The following is a 15,453-nucleotide window of genomic DNA, read 5'->3' as shown; positions in this document are numbered from 1 at the left end:
ATATTGGTTCTCGTGGTGCTGTTCTTATGCGTTGACTGGGCTGCTGGCATCTATTTTAGCCGCGCGCTGGCGTGGCCAGGCCCTTGATGACTGCCGGGCGAGCGACAAAGGCCTGCAGCACCCGCTGCACATTAGTGAAGCGCTCGAATTCCACCAGCTCGCCAGCCTCGTAGAAACCCACCAGGTTTCTCACCCAGGGGAACACGGCGATATCGGCGATGCTGTAGTCCTCGCCCATGATCCAGCTGCGGCCTTGCAGGCGTTGTTCGAGCACGCCGAGCAGGCGCTGGGATTCGGCGACATAACGGTCGCGTGGGCGTTTGTCCGGGTAGTCTTTGCCGGCGAATTTATGGAAGAAACCCAGCTGGCCGAACATCGGGCCGATGCCGCCCATCTGCCACATCAGCCACTGCAGGGTTTCATAGCGCGTGGCGGGGGCCTGGGCCAATAGCTGGCCTGTCTTTTCCGCCAGATAGATCAAGATCGCCCCGGACTCGAACAGCGCCAGCGGTTTGCCACCTGGGCCGTTGGGGTCGAGGATCGCCGGGATCTTGTTGTTGGGGTTGAGCGAGAGGAATTCTTCACTGAGCTGATCGTTAGTGTCGAAGCTGACCAGGTGCGGCTCATAGGCCAGGCCGACTTCTTCGAGCATGATCGAGGCTTTGACGCCGTTGGGCGTGGGCAGCGAATAGAGCTGCAGGCGCTCTGGGTGCTGGGCAGGCCATTTTTGCGTAATGGGGTAAGCGGAAAGGGCTGACATGGGCGCTCCGGATTAAGGTGGCGAAAGGCGCAGGATAACGGTGATTGGCCATTTGGTCAGGTTGCAGGTTTTTCCCTGCGCGCAGAAATCGGTATGGTTGGGGCCATCTCAACCCCAGCACACTGGAGAACCCCGATGAGCCTGCACGGCGAATACGACAACCAGAATATCTTTGCCCAGATCATCCGCGGCGAAGCCCCTTGCTACAAGCTCTACGAGGATGAGGATGTACTGGCCTTTCTCGATGTGTTCCCGCAGTCCTTCGGCCATACCCTGGTGATCCCCAAGCGCTCGGCGGCGCGCACTATTCTGGAAATCGACAGTGACAGCCTGAGCAAAGTGATGGCCGTGGTGCAGAAGCTTACGGGTGTGATCGTCGATGAGCTGGAGCCAGCCGGGGTGCAAGTGGCGCAGTTCAATGGCGCGCCAGCCGGGCAGACGGTGTTCCATATTCATATGCATATCGTGCCGCGCTATGCCGGCGAGACGCTCAGCGTGCATGCCGGCGGCAAGGCGACTCCGGAAGAGCTGGCGGCGCTGCAGGCGCGTCTGCTCAAGCGCATCGCCGGTTGATAAAAGCCTGGTTTCGGCGGCGCAAAAGTCTGTACTTGAGGCCGGCCGCGCCAGGGGCAATACTCAAGCCGTTTTGGCTGTTCCCCTTTGCTGTTTTCTGCGCCCATGGAGGGCTCCCATGCGATTGATTTGTGCCGTTTTACCGCTGCTGCTGTTGGCCGGCTGTTCGTCCTGGAAGCCCGCGCCAGAGGATGTCAAACCTGTGCCGGCAGACCGTTTACTGGGCTATCAGGCGCCGCTGGGGCAGGGCGGACAGTTGCAGGTCAATCGCGACTTCGGCGGCATGGGCGGCGGCTGCTATGTAGCGGTGCTGGTCGACCGTAAGGTGGCCGCACGCATTGGCGTGGGTGAGCAGGTGCGTTTTCATGTGCCGGTCGGCACACGGGTGCTGAGCATTGGTATCGACGAGATGGACGACACCCTGTGCGGCATGGGCCGCCTGCGTCGTGAACTGGCCGTGAAAGTTGAGCCGGGCTCGATGCAGAACTTCCGCATCGTCAGCGATAACCGTAAAGGTTTCGACATCCTGCCAGTTACTCAGTAACCCTCAGTTAGCCGGTGCCCTTTCAGGCGCCGGCTACTTCTGCCGTCTGCATCGGCCCGCGCATCACCCGGATAACCTTCTTTTCTGATGTGCGCTGGCGCTCAGACTGGCGGCAATCTGTTACTGCGTATGGCCGTGCGGGCAAGCGGCAAGGGTAGAATCCGCTCGGTTAATTAACGGAGACGGGTCGTGAAGGGATTGCCGATTGCCATTGTCGGTGCTGGTACGGCGGGGTTGGCCACGGCGCTGTTCCTCGTTCGTCAGGGTTTCAGCGTGCGCCTGCTGGAGCGAGTGCCGCAGCTGCAGCCGGTGGGTGCTGGGGTGTTGTTGCAACCTTCGGGGCTGGCGGTGCTGCAGCAGTTGGGCCTATTTGCCGAGTGCAGCGGCCTGGGTGCTCCTGTCAGTCGCTTGTACGGCACCTCGGCCAATGGCCGGGTGATTCTCGATACCCGTTACGCGCATTGGCAGCCCGGCAGTTTCGGCATGGGCATTCACCGCAGCGTATTGCTCACGGCCTTGCTCAACGCGGCGCGGCACGCCGGTGTGCAGGTTGAAACCGGCGTGCATATCAGCCGTTTCAGCCAGCACGGCAGCCATGTGCAGTTGTATCGCCAGGACGAACAGGGCGTGGAGCAGCCATTCGGCGAGTTCGCCGCGCTGGTGCTGGCTGATGGCGTGCGCTCGGCACTGCGTGGGCAGATGAAGGTCAAGCAGTGGCTGCAGCCTTACCCTTGGGGCGCGTTGTGGAGCATTGTGCCGACCCCGGCTTTGTCGCCAAACGCACCGGATACCACGGACCTGCGGCAGTGGTATCGGGACTGCGCGCAGATGTTCGGCATCATGCCCACTGGGCGTACTCACTTGAACCGCGAGCAAGCGCTGAGCAGTTTGTTCTGGAGCCTGCCGGTGGCGCAGTTCGGCGCCTGGCGTAAAGCCGGCTTGGCTGCCTGGAAAGCCCAGGTGCTGCAACTGGCGGGCAGCGCTGCCGAACCCTTTGTTGAACTGATCGAACGTCCCGAGCAACTGAGCCAGGCGGTGTATGCCGATGTGCGTATGCAGCAGTGGCACGACGGCCGGGTGATCGCCATCGGCGACTGCGCCCACGCCATGAGCCCGCAACTGGGCCAGGGCGCGAATATGGCGCTGGTGGATGCGGCTGCCTTGTCCGCCGCAATCACCACACAACGCACCCCAAACGACTGCGACTGGTCAGCGGTATTCGCCGCCTATGCCAGTAGCCGGCGTGATCACCTGCGTTATTACCGCCAAGCCAGTCGCCTGCTCACGCCACTGTTCCAATCTCACAGCCGCAGCCTGGCCTGGCTGCGTGACAGCGTGCTGTTGCTGGCTCGGCACAATTCATTTGGCCGTGCGCATGCAGTCAGCACCTTGGTGGGTGGGCGCAGTGGTTGGTTACTGAAGGGTGTCGAACGGCCGTTGCAGGTCTGGAATGGCCAACCTGAGGCGCGGGTTTTAGATGAATGTGCGCCCCCTGCAAATACTGCGCAGCTGTCGGTGACCTGAGCCCTATGTGACCGGCCGCGAGTGCTGCACGCTTTGTTAATCTGCCGACTCATTTCAATTTGTAGCGAGGGATCGCCGTGTCGTTCCGTGTTGTGCTGAGTGGCCGGGCCTTGCCTGGGTATACGCCTGAGCAGATTGCTCAGCATTTACAGACGCAGCTGAAGTTCTCTGATGCCCAGGTGAAGGCCTTGCTGCCGCCGGCACGGCGTGTGGTCATTTGAAGGCTGTAAGTGACGCACTTGCTCGTGCGTCACTTACAGCGGCTGCTTAGGTTTTGCGCTTAGGGAGCGCTATCGAGCGTTTTTAGCTGCTGCAACTGGCGCCGCAACATCCAGATCACCACCAGGCTCAGGCAGACGTTGGATAGCGGCAAGGCCAGCCACACGCCGTTAAGCCCCAGCAGCAGTGGCATCACTGCGAGGAAGGGCAGTTGGATCAGCATATTGCCCACCGTCACCAACGTAGCGTTTCGCGCCTGGCCCATGGCCTGGAAGAAGCTCGCCGCGAGGATGATAAAACCATCAAGGAACATGGCGAACAGATGCAGGCGCAGGCCCAACACGCTGGCGTCCAGCAGGGCTTGGTCGCTGCCGCTAAAAATTCCGGCAAACAACCTGGGCAGGATTAACAGCGCTGCAGTCATCAGCACGCCGCTGCCCACAGCGGTGAGCAGGCCCAGGCGTAGCACTCGGCGTACTTTATCCGGCTCGCGGGCACCGTAGAAGTAACTGACCAGGGGCTGCATACCGCCGCAAACGCCTTCTGCAAACATGTAGTAGAAGGCCATCAGGTAGCCGGCGATGGCATAGGCGGCCACCTGCAAGGGGCTGCCGTAGTGCATAAACAGCAGGTTGTGCAGCACCACCACCAGGCTCATGTAGAGGTACATCAGCATGCTGGAGAAACCGGTGGTGAGCACGTCCAGGCTCTTGCGCAGGTTCAGCGTGCAGGCGGCCAGGGGCATCTGCAGCGGGTTATGTCGGCTGCAGATAAAGCCCAGGCAGATCAGCACCGACAGGCTCTCGCCGATCACCGTGGCAAGGGCTGCGCCGTGCAGGCCCCATTGCCAGACGATGATAAACAGGTAGTCGAGTGCCACGTTGGTGAGCGCGCCCATCAGCATGGCCAGGGTAGCCAGGCGTGGTGCGCCGAGGTTGCGTACCAGCAGGGGCAGGGCGATGGAACCGAATACCAAAGGCGCGGCCCAGCCGATCACCCGCAGGTAGTCATTGCCCAGTTGCGCCAGGTCGTTCTCGGCGCCTTGCATGGCCATAAATTCTGGGCCGATCAGTACTACCAGCACGCCTGTGGGAATGCCCAGCAGAACCAGTAGCCAGATGGCTTGAGCCAGATAGCTGCGCGCCTCCGGCCACTGTGCGGCGCCCTGGGCCAGGGAGCATTGAGCGCCGCCGCCCATGCCGATCATCATACCGATGGCCAGCATCAGCCCAGACAGCGGCCAGGCCATGTTGATCGCCGACAAGCCGGTGGCACCCATGGCATGACCGATAAAGATGCCATCGACGACCATGTACAGGCCACTGATCATCAAGGCGGCGATGGCCGGGATGCTGTAGCGCCAGAAGGTGCGGGTGATGCTTTGACTGTTCATAAGGTTTTCACGGGTAAACGGTTGCGCGGCTGGGTCAGCCGATTTCGAGGGTCTGGCAGGCTTTGGCCAGCAGCTGGCTCAGCTGCTGCATTTCTTCAGGGCTGAGGTTTTGTTCAAGGCTGGCGGCGGTTTGCACGTAGACGTCGCGCTCTTCCTGTTCCAGCGCGTTGGATTTGGCCGTGGCCAGCAGGCGCATGGCGCGGCCGTCCTCACTGCAGGGCAGGCGCTGCAGGTATCCGCGTGCCTCCAGCTTGCTGGCCATGGCGCTGGCACTGGCCTTGCTGACGTTCATCCGTTCGGCCAGTTCGGTCAGGCGCAGGCCGTTTTCGGCGGACATCAGGGCATACAGGTAGTCCAACTCGCTGTTGCTCAGTTCCATGCTGCCGCTGTGTTGGGCGTACTGCCGCCAGTGGTGCCACATGTGCCATTGCAGGCGTTTAAGGCTGTCGGTGATCGGCATGCTTGCTCTCCGTTATATTTCGTTAGGCTAACTAACTAAATAAGACGTGGCAAGCTGTGGACGATAAGCGGCGCGTGCGTAGGGGGTTGAGGTCAGCGATAGCGGGCGAGTATTTCGTCGAATTCGCCAGCCTGTTTCATCTGCACCATGGCGCGCAGTAGGGCCATGGTCGGGACATCCGGGGCATCGCGGACGATGCAGGCGATGGGATCGCTGGCCACTTCGCTCAGGTGGTGCAGTTTCTCCCCGGGCGCCTGGTGGCGGTTGAACCAGTGCAGGGATAGTTCATTGCTGATGGCATAGCGGTTTCGCCGAGCGCTGAGTTTGAGCAGCACCTGATCCTGGGTGCGGGCGTCTTCACGCTGGATCTGGCCGCTGGCGAACAGCGGCTCCAGGCGCGGATAGGTGAAGCCGAGGACGGTGCCCAGGCGCTCATTGAGCAGTTGCTCGGGCTCCAGTTTCTCGGGCGTAACACCTGCCAGCACATCACGCTGCGTCATAAAGGGCAGGCTCCAGATATAGCGATGGTGGCCACTGTTGACCCAGTTCGGGCTCACGTAACAGCGCACATCAATGTCGCCGGTATCCAGCGCGTGCTGCACGCGCATACGCGGCATCACCACCATTTCTGCCTTGCGCCCAACCTTGGCGGCCAGACGCTGATGCAAGTCGACCAGGATGCCTTCCACTGCCTTGCCGTCTTCGATACGCACCATGGGCATGGCCCAGCTGTCATTGATCGAGAAGCGCAGCGCGCGCTCGGCGGCGAATGATGTGCCGCTCAGGGTGAGCAACAGCAGGGCAGGTAACAGCTTGGACACCAAGGGAGGTCCTTTGCGCTGTAGGCGCTTCAGCGGGTCATCGGCAGGGCTGCGCCCATCAAGGCAAACAGCCCGCCGCAGCAGCGATTGAAGCCTTTGCCACTGCGTTGCAGCCAGGGCCGCACGCGATGGGCCATGCGTGCCAACAGGTATTCGACGCTGCCTTCGACCACGGCAAAGGTCAGCGCCATGATGGCGAACTGCAGTAAGAGGTCACCGCGTGGGTCGAGAAACTGCGGCAGAAAGGCGCCGAAAAACAGGATCACCTTGGGGTTGGACAATGCCGATAGCAGGCCCTGGCGAAACAGCTTGAAGCCGCTGCTCTCGGCTGCTTTTTCGGCCATCGCGAGGTGCAGTGGCGGCGCGCGCCAGAGCTGAATGCCGAGCCAGATCAGGTAGGCGCCGCCGAGCCATTTGAGGATGGTGAGGGCCTGCGCCGAGGCTTGCAGCAGGGTGCCGATACCGAGCATCGACAAGGCCATCAGCAGGGTAAATCCCAGCACGCCGCCGCTGACGGTAAACAGGGTTTTGCGGTGGCCATACAAGGCGCCATGGCTGAGCGCGAGCAGGCCATTAGGGCCTGGAGTCAGCGACAGGCCAAACACTGCCGTAAGAAAGATTAGCCAGGTATGCAGGGCCATAAGACAGGTATCCAGAAACGCAAGAGTGCAGGGCCTGCGCGGCCCTGCGAGCCTCTGTTTTTTCATGCTGTGCCCAGATAGTCAAGCCGGCTTGAGTCGCACGGTCGCATTCATCAGCCTGGGCGGCGCATGGGGATCAGCGATTGGCCTCCTTAAAGTTATCGTCTGAGGGTTCCTTGCTGTAGGCGCCCTGATCCTGAACCAATTTCTTGCTGCCATTCATCAAGGTATTGATGCGGCTGTCGCTGGTTTTGGCAGAGGCGGCCTGGTTGCTGGTGCCGCTGATCAGCGGCGGGTTGTTGCTGAACGACCACAGGTAGTGCCAGACCGCCGCATTGTGCTTCTCGGTCAGTTGCGTGGCGTTGAAGTACCAGGGCTTGAGTTCGCTGAAGGCGGTCATGTTCATCAGCCCAGTGTTGCTGTCGCCGATAAAACCGGTGCTGCTGGCCCCGGAGGTGCGGTAGGTCTCGAAGATCACACCTTTGGTTTTTAGCTCGCTGACATAGGTGCGGCAGACTTCGCCGACCCACTTGTTACCCAGGTAGCTTTTCGCGTTGTTGGAGTAGAACGGATCGAGCAGGGCGACGCGCTTGGGCAGCAGTTTGCTGTTGATGGTTCCGGCAGTGACGGCATCGCTGATTTTCTTGGTCAGGACGATGGCCATCTGGTTCCCCAGTGAGTGACCGGCGATGCGGATGTTGCTGCCGCTGTAGCCGGCCAGGTTAGCTTTGTAACTGTTGAACAGCAGGTCGCTGGCCGATTGGCTGGGGCCTGTGGTGTATACCCCGCTGCTGTTGCGCCAACGCATGGCGCGTGGGCCGCTGGCGGTCCAGATCTTGGCCTCGGCATCTTTGACTTCGCCTTCATCGGCGAACTGATTCCAATACAGCACGCCCATGTTGTAGCCCGCTGCCAGCCAAGCGTTGGCAAGATCCAGATCGGGGCCGCCGGCATCCTTACGGTTGAAGGTTTCGCGGTTCTTCTTTTGCGTCGAGCCGTTCTGCCAGCCGTGGATGTAGATCAGTGTTGGTTTACTGGCCACGTAATAGGCATTCGTCTGGCCAGGCACGGCTTTTTGCCAGCTATCGCCGTAGCCAAACCAGTACAGGCCGTGGTCAAGATTCTGGAAGGTGCTGTCGGGGAATACACCCACGGCGGCCTGGCTCAGGGAGGTAAAACTCAGCACCAGCAATAGAAGCAGCTTGCGCATGACGGAAACCTTTCTTGTTATTAGGGAAAGGCGAGCATATAGATTGTCCGACAATCATCTATCCCCCGGACGGGTGAGGTCGCACCGTCTCCGATCAAGGCACTGGGCGGGATGTGTCTTGCGCGACGTTGTGAGCATCTTTGCCTCAATAGTCCGCAGTATGTTGCAGGTCCCAGACGTGCTGAGCGGACGAAGCACCCCAGGCTGTGGCAAACTCCAAGGCTCGTAACAGGACGTTTCATGGATCGAGTTTGCTGAGCCTGTCAGCCGTTTTTTTGCCCATGGCCTAGCCTGCCAGGGTGTATTGCATAACTGGCCGCTGCCTGCGGCGAAGAACAAGAGGAATGACTGTGCATAACGTCGTGATCAGTGGTACCGGCCTCTATACCCCGGCAAACAGTATTTCCAACGATGAGTTGGTCGAGTCGTTCAACGCCTTCGTCCAGCAATTCAATACCGACAACGCCGCGGCCATCGCCAGTGGTGAAGTCGAAGCGCTGAGCGAGTCGAGCAGCGGCTTCATCGAAAAAGCCTCGGGCATCAAGAGCCGCTTTGTCATGGACAAGGCCGGCATTCTCGATCCCAAGCGCATGGCGCCGCGCCTACCGGAGCGCAGCAATGAAGACTGGGGCATCCTCTGCGAAATGGCCGTAGGCGCCGCCAAGGACGCCATGGCTCGCGCCGGCAAGACTGCCGCCGATATCGATGGGGTGATCGTGGCCTGCTCCAACCTGCAGCGCGCCTACCCGGCGGTGGCGATTGAAGTGCAGGCCGCACTGGGCATCCAGGGTTTCGGTTATGACATGAACGTGGCCTGTTCCTCCGCCACCTTCGGTATCCAGGCTGCGGCCAACAGCGTGCAGCTGGGCCAGGCCCGCGCGATTCTGATGGTCAACCCGGAAATCTGCACCGGCCACCTGAACTTCCGTGACCGCGACAGCCACTTTATCTTCGGTGACGCCGCCACGGCGGTAATCATCGAGCGTGCCGACCAGGCCACCTCGAACTACCAGTTCGATATCGTCGGCACCAAGCTGATCACCCAGTTCAGCAACAACATCCGCAACAACTTCGGCTTCCTCAACCGCTGTGCGGAAGAGGGCGTCGGCGCGCGTGACAAGCTGTTCGTTCAGGAAGGGCGCAAGGTGTTCAAGGATGTCTGCCCGATGGTTGCCGAGCTGATTGCCGCGCACCTGGCCGAGAACAAGCTGAACGTCGGCGATGTGAAACGCTTCTGGCTGCATCAGGCCAACCTCAACATGAACCTGCTGATCGCACGCAAGCTGCTTGGCCGCGATGCTGAGCCAGGCGAAGCACCGGTGATTCTCGATACCTACGCCAACACCAGCTCGGCCGGTTCGGTGATCGCCCTGCACAAATACCAGGAAGACCTGCCGAGCGGCGCCCTCGGTGTGCTCAGCTCGTTCGGCGCAGGTTATTCGATTGGTAGCGTGATCCTGCGTAAGCACTAATGGATTACCCAGCCGATCAGGCGCTGCTGGCCCGTCTGCGGGCGGGCGAGCAGAAGGCCTACCGCGAACTGGTTGCCACCTATCAGGGGGCAATGCGCGCGGTGGCCTTTGCCATTGTCGGCAGCCGTAATGCCGATGAAGTGGTGCAGGACGCCTGGCTGGCCGTGGTGCGCAGCCTCGATGGCTTTCAGGCGCGCTCCAGCCTGAAGACCTGGCTGCTGACCATCACCGCCAACACCGCGAAAACCCGTCTCAAGGGCAATCGCCGTGAAGTGCTGCTCGACGACATTCCCTCGCCCCACGGCAGCATTGGTGATGAGCGATTTAGCTCGGATGGCCATTGGCTGCTGGCGCCGCATGCCTGGCATCACGACTCCCCGGAAGCCCTGCTGACCGAGGACGAATTACGCGAATGCCTGGAGAAAACCCTGGCCAGCCTGTCCGAGTTGCAGGGCAGCGTGCTGCACCTGCGTGAGCGTGAAGGGTTGGAGTTGGAAGAAATCTGTAATCTTTTGCAGGTCTCGCTCTCCAATGTGCGGGTGCTGCTGCACCGCGCGCGTCTCAAGGTATTCGCCACCCTGGAGCATTTTGAGGAGACTGGCCAATGTTGAGTTGTAAGGAGTTGGTGGCCCACTCCAGTGAATTTATTGATGGTCAGTTGGGCCTGGGTAAACGCATGTCCGTGCGCTTGCACCTGGCGATGTGTCAGCACTGCCGGCGGTTTATCAAACAGATGCGTCTGAGTCAGGCGGTACTGCGCCAACTGCCGCCCGGGCAGAGCGCCGAGCTGGACGCTTTGGCGGCCAAGCTGGCTGAGTTACGCCGCAACCATTCCTGATCGCCAGGCCGATGGCCTGGCGCACTTCTCGTTTACTCGGCTTCTTGCGCGGCTTTAAGTGATTCATAGGCCGGCGCGGCGTAGATGCCGACTTCCACTGCCAGCTCCATCACCCGCGCCAGGTCCGTGCTGTACACCAGTACGGCTTGCAGCTCGTCATCCAGCGGCTCGCTGAAATCCAGCAACACATAACCCTTGGTTTCCGGTGACAGGCTGGACAGTTGCACCTGAATGCGATTCAGCGCTTTCAGCGGCTCGACCTTGGCCAGTTGCTTGGCTTTGAGTACAAAGCTCACCTCTGGTCCGAACGATTCGGTGATCTGCTGGAACAGCGCGTCATAGCTGTCGGCCTGAAACAGCACAGTCTCCGGCAGGCTGCCGACCACCACCCATTCGCCGAGTGGAATGGGGAAGCTGTCGTCGAAATTGATGTCCGGGTTGGCGGCGAGAAACGCCTGCGGATCGGCGTAGGCCTGGGCGGCTTCATCGGCGATGCGCGTGACTTCTTCCGGCAGCATGCAGCCCGAGCTTATTTTGCTGATCAGTTCTTCAAGCTGGGCTTTCATTGGGTTCATCCTGCGGCAGAAAAGAGGCCGGCAAGGATAGCCGCAAATGGCTGTAGAAGCTGCATATCGGCCTATTTCTGGCCTGCACGAAGGACAGCGTACCGCTGCTTGCAGCGGCTCAGCATAGGGGCTGTCTGTGCGCTACCGTACAGATATAAAAACAGATTGGATTATGCTGCTGTGTGCAGTTAAGGCTCTGTAGCGAGCGCATATCAATCGCCAACAGGCCTTAGAAGACCGGAGACAGTGATGTCCGCAGCCCCCAACCCGCAGCAAAACCACCTGCTTGCCGCCTTAACTAACGAAGTGCTGGAGCGTCTGTTGCCGCACCTTGAGTTGGTGGATATGCCGCTGGGCATGGTGCTCTACGAATCAGGCGATACCCTGCGGCATGTGTACTTTCCCACCGATTCGATTGTGTCCCTGCTGTATGTGATGGAAAGCGGTGCGTCGGCGGAAATTTCCGTGGTGGGTAATGACGGGGTGATTGGTGTGGCGCTGTTTATGGGCGGTGAAAGCACCACCAGTCGCGCCCTTGTACAAAGTGCTGGCAGCGCTTACCGGGTACTCGGCAAACGCTTCAAGGAAGAGTTCAACCGGCATGGCGACATGCTGCAGCTGATGCTGCGCTACAGCCAGGCGCTGATTACCCAGATGGCGCAGACGGCGGTGTGCAACCGCCATCACTCGATTGATCAGCAGCTGTGCCGCTGGCTGTTGTTGTCGCTTGATCGGTTGAGGGACAACAAGCTGGCCATGACCCAGGAACTGATCGCCAATATGCTCGGCGTGCGCCGCGAGGGCGTCACCGAGGCCGCCGGCAAACTGCATCGCCAAGGCGTAATTGATTACAGCCGCGGGCTGATCACCGTGCTCGATCGCGCCAAGCTGGAAAGCCTGAGCTGTGAGTGTTACGCCGTGGTTAAGCGCGAAACCGACCGCCTACTGCCTTAAAGCCAGCGCATCCAAAGCCCCAATCTGTTACGCGCGCGGTTAGCCATTTAATGGCTTGGCTTGAGTGCCGCAGCGCACAGAGCTTTGCCAAATGCTCAGGCAGACTGCAGCGGCGATAGCGTCAAGCACCGTTGTCGTGCCATGTTTTGGCAAGCGTCGTGCTCGGGACAAGTGAATGTCTGTTAAAGCACCGCTGCAAATCTTCAGCCGTCTGATCGAAGGGCTGCCCAGCAAACAACGCAAACAACTGCTGAATGGCTGCGAACCGGTGGACCTGGTTTTCGGCAACGTGTTGCATGAAGCCAACCAGCCGATTCGCCATGTGTATTTTCCGCTGAGTGGCTTTGTCTCGCTGGTGACCACCCTGGATGGGCATCAGCCGCTGGAGATGGGCCTGATCGGCAATGAAGGCATGCTGGGCGCAACCCTTGCCCTGGGCATTGGCCAGGCGCCCATGCGCGCGGTGGTGCAGGGTTCGGGCAGTGCCTTGCGTATCAGCAGTCAGTTATTCAAGCAGGAGCTGTTGAGTAGCCCGGCGCTGCTACGTGCGCTCAAGCGCTACCTGTATGTGGTGATGACGCAGCTGTCGCAGAGCGCAGCCTGTACGCATTTCCATGAAATCGAGCCACGCCTGGCGCGTTGGCTGCTGATGACCCACGACCGTGCGCATGCCGATAACTTTCACCTGACCCATGAGTACCTCGCTGACATGCTTGGCGTGCGCCGCAGTGGTGTATCGATTGCCGCTGCAGCCATGCAGGCACGCGGATTGATCAGCTATAGCCGAGGTGAGATTCATATCCTTGATCGCGCCGGGTTGGAGTTGGCCGCCTGCGAGTGTTATGCCGCGCTGCAGGCCGACTACCGCGCGCAGTTTTAACCCAGGGTGCCCGTTGTCTGGTAAAGCGTATTGATCGGCGAGCTGATGCCGCTGCGCAGCAGATTGGCAAACTGCTCCGCGCTGACCGGGTGGCTGAACAGAAAGCCCTGGCCTTCGCTGCAGTGATGGCTGCGCAGAAACTCCAGCTGCGCGGTTTCTTCGATCCCTTCGGCGATTACTCGCTGTTTCAGGCTGTTGCCCATGGCGATCACGGCGCTGACGATAATGCCGTTGCTGTTGTGGATGTCCTGCACAAAGGAACGATCAATTTTCAGTACATCGATGGGGAACTGGTTGAGGTAGCTGAGGCTGGAGTAACCGGTGCCGAAATCGTCCACCGCCAGTTGCACGCCGAGGGTCTTGAGTTGCTGCAGGATCGTGGCGCTGGCCTGGGCGTCGCGCATCAGCACGCTTTCGGTGATCTCCAGCTGCAGGTTGTTGGGTTTAAGGCCGGTGACCCTCAGGGCGCTTTCTACGCTGTCGACAAAGTCCTTGCGGCGAAACTCCAGGGCCGAGATGTTCACCGCCACCGAATCCAGGGCATAGCCGCAGTTCTCCCAGCGTTTGGCCTGGGCGCAGGCTTGCAGCAGCACCCAGCGGCCCAGTGGCACGATCAACCCGCAGGCTTCGGCCACCGGAATAAACCGCGCCGGCAGAATCATGCCCCATGCCGGGTGCTGCCAGCGGATCAGCGCTTCGGCGCTGGTGATTCTGCCGCTGTGCAGGTCGATCTTCGGCTGGTAGTGAAGGATAAATTCGCTGTTTTCCATGGCCGTGCGCAGGTGCGCTTCGATCAACTGGCGTTCAACTGCGTGAACATTCATCTCCTGGCGGAAAAACTGGTAGTTGTTGCGGCCTTCTTCCTTGGCCAGGTACATCGCTGTGTCGGCATTCTTGATCAGGCCTTCGGCATCCGTGGCGTCGTTGGGGTAGGTGCTGATGCCGATGCTGGAGGTAATGTGCAGTTGCTGCTGGCCAATGGTGTGGCTCATGGCCAGGACACTGAGGATTTTTTCGGCGGTGCGCGCGGCATCGTCGGCCGAGTGGCTTTCGCTCAGCAGCACCACAAACTCATCACCGCCCAAACGGCTGACCGTGTCAGAGCTGCGCACGCAGTCGCTCAAGCGCAGCGCTACCGCTTGCAGCAGCTGGTCGCCGACGCCGTGGCCAAGCGAATCATTGATGTGCTTGAAGTTATCCAGGTCGAGAAACAGCACCGCCAGGTGGCTACTGCGGCGCTCGGCCAGAGCGATCGCCTGGTTGATGCGGTCATTGAGCAAGGCGCGGTTGGGCAGGTTGGTCAGGGCGTCATGCTGCGCCAGATGGGCCATCTTTTCGGTCATGGCGTGGGCGGCGGTCATGTCGTGGAAGACCATTACCGCACCCTTGAGGCGTCCGGCCGAATCATGGATCGGCGCGGCGGAATCTTCGATGGCGGACTCGCTGCCATCGCGGCGGATCAGTATCGTGCCTGCCGCCAGCAGTTTGCTCTCATCATGCTGCAGCACCTTGACGATGGGGTTGGCCACCGCCTCGCGGCTTTTATCGTTGACCAGGTGCATCACGCTGTCGATCGGTAGGCCATGGGCTTCGTCGAGTTGCCAGCCAGTCATATGTTCGGCGGCGCTGTTGAGGTAGTCGACGTTGCCCTGCAGGTCGGTACTGATTACCGCATCACTGATCGAGTTGAGGGTCAGTGATGCGCGGGCTTTTTCGACGAACAGCGCCTCTTCCACGGCCTTGCGCTGGATGATATTGCGCAGCGATTGCGGCACCAGGTAACTGTTGAAGTGGCCCTTGGACAGGCAACCCTGGGCACCACGCTGAATGGCGTCCCAGGTTTGCTGGTCATCTTCGAGGGTGCTCAGGGTGAGGATCGGAATGCTGGAGGCGAGGACGAACAGCTGATCGAAGGTGGCCAAACCCTGGCTGTCCGGCAGATCGAGATTAACCATGATCGCGTCGATGGGCTCTTTACGATGGCTTTTCAGGCGCTGCAGGGCCTGCGCCAGGCTGGTCACCCACTCAATCAGGAACGGGCCGTCCTGGGCTCTATCCAGAACATCTTCCAAGGTCGCGGCGTCGTCACTGTTGCCGGTAATGATCAGAACGCGATTAGCCATGATGCCTATTCCTCCGTGAACAACATTACGCGGTGCGGGTGAGGCGCCTGCGTTGCCGATATGGCGTTAAGCATCGTGGGAGGTGCTGTGTGGTTGCGCGCTCAGAAGCGCAGCCGTGGCGGTGGCGGCTGGTCGTACTGCGGCGCGTTTACCGGCAGGCTGATCCAGCGGTCGTATAGACGCGTCTTGCTGCTGGTGCGTTCAGTATTCTCTGGTTCCGGTTGCAGCCTGGCGTTGTGCAGGTTGTTGCGCTGCGCCGGTTCTGTGGTTGTCACGTGCTGTGGCGCGCGGCCGAACACTTCTGGCGCAAATAGCTCGGCAGAGGCGTTGCCAGCCAGCAAGGCCGGCAGGATCAGGGCGATGCTGCCGGCTATCGCGTGGATGTATCCGAGCCTGTGCATGTCATCCCTCCCCGTTTATGGACGTGTCTCACGTGCCTTCTCCAACGCACAACGTCCGGCCGCGAGCTGACCCG

18 protein-coding genes are annotated in these 15,453 nt (G+C 60.4%); 9 read left to right on the top strand and 9 right to left on the bottom strand.

Annotation, left to right across the window (positions count from 1 at the left end):
* Positions 1 to 55 precede the first annotated feature (55 nt).
* Positions 56 to 760: a glutathione binding-like protein gene (locus tag HBN63_RS01875; RefSeq protein WP_170048158.1), complete on the bottom strand. Its 705-nt coding sequence runs from the start codon at positions 758 to 760 to the stop codon at positions 56 to 58.
* Positions 761 to 895: 135 nt separating this feature from the next.
* Between HBN63_RS01875 and HBN63_RS01870 the strand changes: the two genes are divergently transcribed.
* The 4 genes from HBN63_RS01870 (at position 896) to HBN63_RS01855 (ending at position 3,622) form a co-directional block, all read left to right on the top strand.
* A complete protein-coding gene (locus HBN63_RS01870; protein ID WP_090251593.1) occupies positions 896 to 1,333 on the top strand; it encodes an HIT family protein in 438 nt (145 codons plus the stop codon).
* Positions 1,334 to 1,451: 118 nt separating this feature from the next.
* Positions 1,452 to 1,877, top strand: coding sequence for a 3-isopropylmalate dehydratase (locus tag HBN63_RS01865; protein WP_090251595.1), 426 nt, complete (start codon positions 1,452 to 1,454; stop codon positions 1,875 to 1,877).
* A gap of 189 nt (positions 1,878 to 2,066) precedes the next feature.
* The gene (locus tag HBN63_RS01860) at positions 2,067 to 3,401 is read left to right on the top strand and encodes an NAD(P)/FAD-dependent oxidoreductase (RefSeq protein WP_090251598.1); all 1,335 of its coding nucleotides are present in this window, start codon (positions 2,067 to 2,069) and stop codon (positions 3,399 to 3,401) included.
* 77 nt (positions 3,402 to 3,478) lie between these two features.
* Entirely contained in the window at positions 3,479 to 3,622 is a 144-nt protein-coding gene (locus tag HBN63_RS01855; RefSeq protein ID WP_167354450.1) for a hypothetical protein, read from the top strand.
* A gap of 59 nt (positions 3,623 to 3,681) precedes the next feature.
* On the opposite strand, the gene HBN63_RS01850 is transcribed toward HBN63_RS01855, so the two are convergent.
* From HBN63_RS01850 to HBN63_RS01830, 5 genes are all read right to left on the bottom strand, one after another.
* A complete protein-coding gene (locus HBN63_RS01850; RefSeq protein WP_090251601.1) occupies positions 3,682 to 5,013 on the bottom strand; it encodes an MATE family efflux transporter in 1,332 nt (443 codons plus the stop codon).
* 34 nt (positions 5,014 to 5,047) lie between these two features.
* Positions 5,048 to 5,473, bottom strand: a complete 426-nt coding sequence (locus tag HBN63_RS01845) for a MarR family transcriptional regulator (RefSeq protein ID WP_169852838.1) — start codon at positions 5,471 to 5,473, stop codon at positions 5,048 to 5,050.
* A 92-nt stretch (positions 5,474 to 5,565) separates the two neighbouring features.
* Positions 5,566 to 6,294, bottom strand: coding sequence for an ABC transporter substrate-binding protein (locus HBN63_RS01840; protein ID WP_244152872.1), 729 nt, complete (start codon positions 6,292 to 6,294; stop codon positions 5,566 to 5,568).
* Between the two features lie 29 nt (positions 6,295 to 6,323).
* Positions 6,324 to 6,935: a LysE family translocator gene (locus HBN63_RS01835; protein ID WP_090251605.1), complete on the bottom strand. Its 612-nt coding sequence runs from the start codon at positions 6,933 to 6,935 to the stop codon at positions 6,324 to 6,326.
* Positions 6,936 to 7,071: 136 nt separating this feature from the next.
* Positions 7,072 to 8,145, bottom strand: coding sequence for a hypothetical protein (locus tag HBN63_RS01830; RefSeq protein ID WP_090251608.1), 1,074 nt, complete (start codon positions 8,143 to 8,145; stop codon positions 7,072 to 7,074).
* A gap of 350 nt (positions 8,146 to 8,495) precedes the next feature.
* On the opposite strand from HBN63_RS01830, the gene HBN63_RS01825 reads away from it, so the two are divergent.
* The 3 genes from HBN63_RS01825 to HBN63_RS01815 are packed head-to-tail and all read left to right on the top strand — an operon-like array spanning position 8,496 to position 10,455.
* Positions 8,496 to 9,617: a beta-ketoacyl-ACP synthase III gene (locus HBN63_RS01825; protein WP_090254040.1), complete on the top strand. Its 1,122-nt coding sequence runs from the start codon at positions 8,496 to 8,498 to the stop codon at positions 9,615 to 9,617.
* The gene (locus HBN63_RS01820) at positions 9,617 to 10,228 is read left to right on the top strand and encodes an RNA polymerase sigma factor (protein WP_090251611.1); all 612 of its coding nucleotides are present in this window, start codon (positions 9,617 to 9,619) and stop codon (positions 10,226 to 10,228) included. The genes HBN63_RS01825 and HBN63_RS01820 overlap by 1 nt, the downstream gene beginning before the upstream one ends.
* Complete coding sequence (locus tag HBN63_RS01815; protein ID WP_090251613.1) at positions 10,222 to 10,455, top strand: zf-HC2 domain-containing protein; 234 nt, start codon at positions 10,222 to 10,224, stop codon at positions 10,453 to 10,455. The genes HBN63_RS01820 and HBN63_RS01815 overlap by 7 nt, the downstream gene beginning before the upstream one ends.
* A 32-nt stretch (positions 10,456 to 10,487) precedes the next feature.
* On the opposite strand, the gene HBN63_RS01810 is transcribed toward HBN63_RS01815, so the two are convergent.
* The gene (locus HBN63_RS01810; RefSeq protein ID WP_170048157.1) at positions 10,488 to 11,021 is read right to left on the bottom strand and encodes a hypothetical protein; all 534 of its coding nucleotides are present in this window, start codon (positions 11,019 to 11,021) and stop codon (positions 10,488 to 10,490) included.
* A gap of 249 nt (positions 11,022 to 11,270) precedes the next feature.
* Here HBN63_RS01810 and HBN63_RS01805 point away from each other — a divergent pair, with 249 nt between their 5' ends.
* Positions 11,271 to 11,975, top strand: coding sequence for a Crp/Fnr family transcriptional regulator (locus HBN63_RS01805; RefSeq protein ID WP_090251619.1), 705 nt, complete (start codon positions 11,271 to 11,273; stop codon positions 11,973 to 11,975).
* Positions 11,976 to 12,150: 175 nt separating this feature from the next.
* The gene (locus HBN63_RS01800; RefSeq protein WP_170048156.1) at positions 12,151 to 12,855 is read left to right on the top strand and encodes a Crp/Fnr family transcriptional regulator; all 705 of its coding nucleotides are present in this window, start codon (positions 12,151 to 12,153) and stop codon (positions 12,853 to 12,855) included.
* Here HBN63_RS01800 and HBN63_RS01795 read toward each other — a convergent pair.
* Both HBN63_RS01795 and HBN63_RS01790 read right to left on the bottom strand, forming a co-directional pair.
* Positions 12,852 to 14,978, bottom strand: a complete 2,127-nt coding sequence (locus tag HBN63_RS01795; RefSeq protein ID WP_170048155.1) for an EAL domain-containing protein — start codon at positions 14,976 to 14,978, stop codon at positions 12,852 to 12,854. The two genes, HBN63_RS01800 and HBN63_RS01795, sit on opposite strands and share 4 nt — an antisense overlap.
* 101 nt (positions 14,979 to 15,079) lie before the next feature.
* Positions 15,080 to 15,379: a hypothetical protein gene (locus HBN63_RS01790; protein ID WP_170048154.1), complete on the bottom strand. Its 300-nt coding sequence runs from the start codon at positions 15,377 to 15,379 to the stop codon at positions 15,080 to 15,082.
* Positions 15,380 to 15,453: the final 74 nt, after the last annotated feature.

This window comes from Pseudomonas sp. WS 5011, assembly GCF_012985775.1.
GTDB classification, from domain to species: Bacteria; Pseudomonadota; Gammaproteobacteria; order Pseudomonadales; family Pseudomonadaceae; genus Aquipseudomonas; species Aquipseudomonas peli.
The sequence above is the reverse complement of the archived record's forward strand: the minus strand, read 5'-3'. Positions and strand labels throughout refer to the sequence as shown.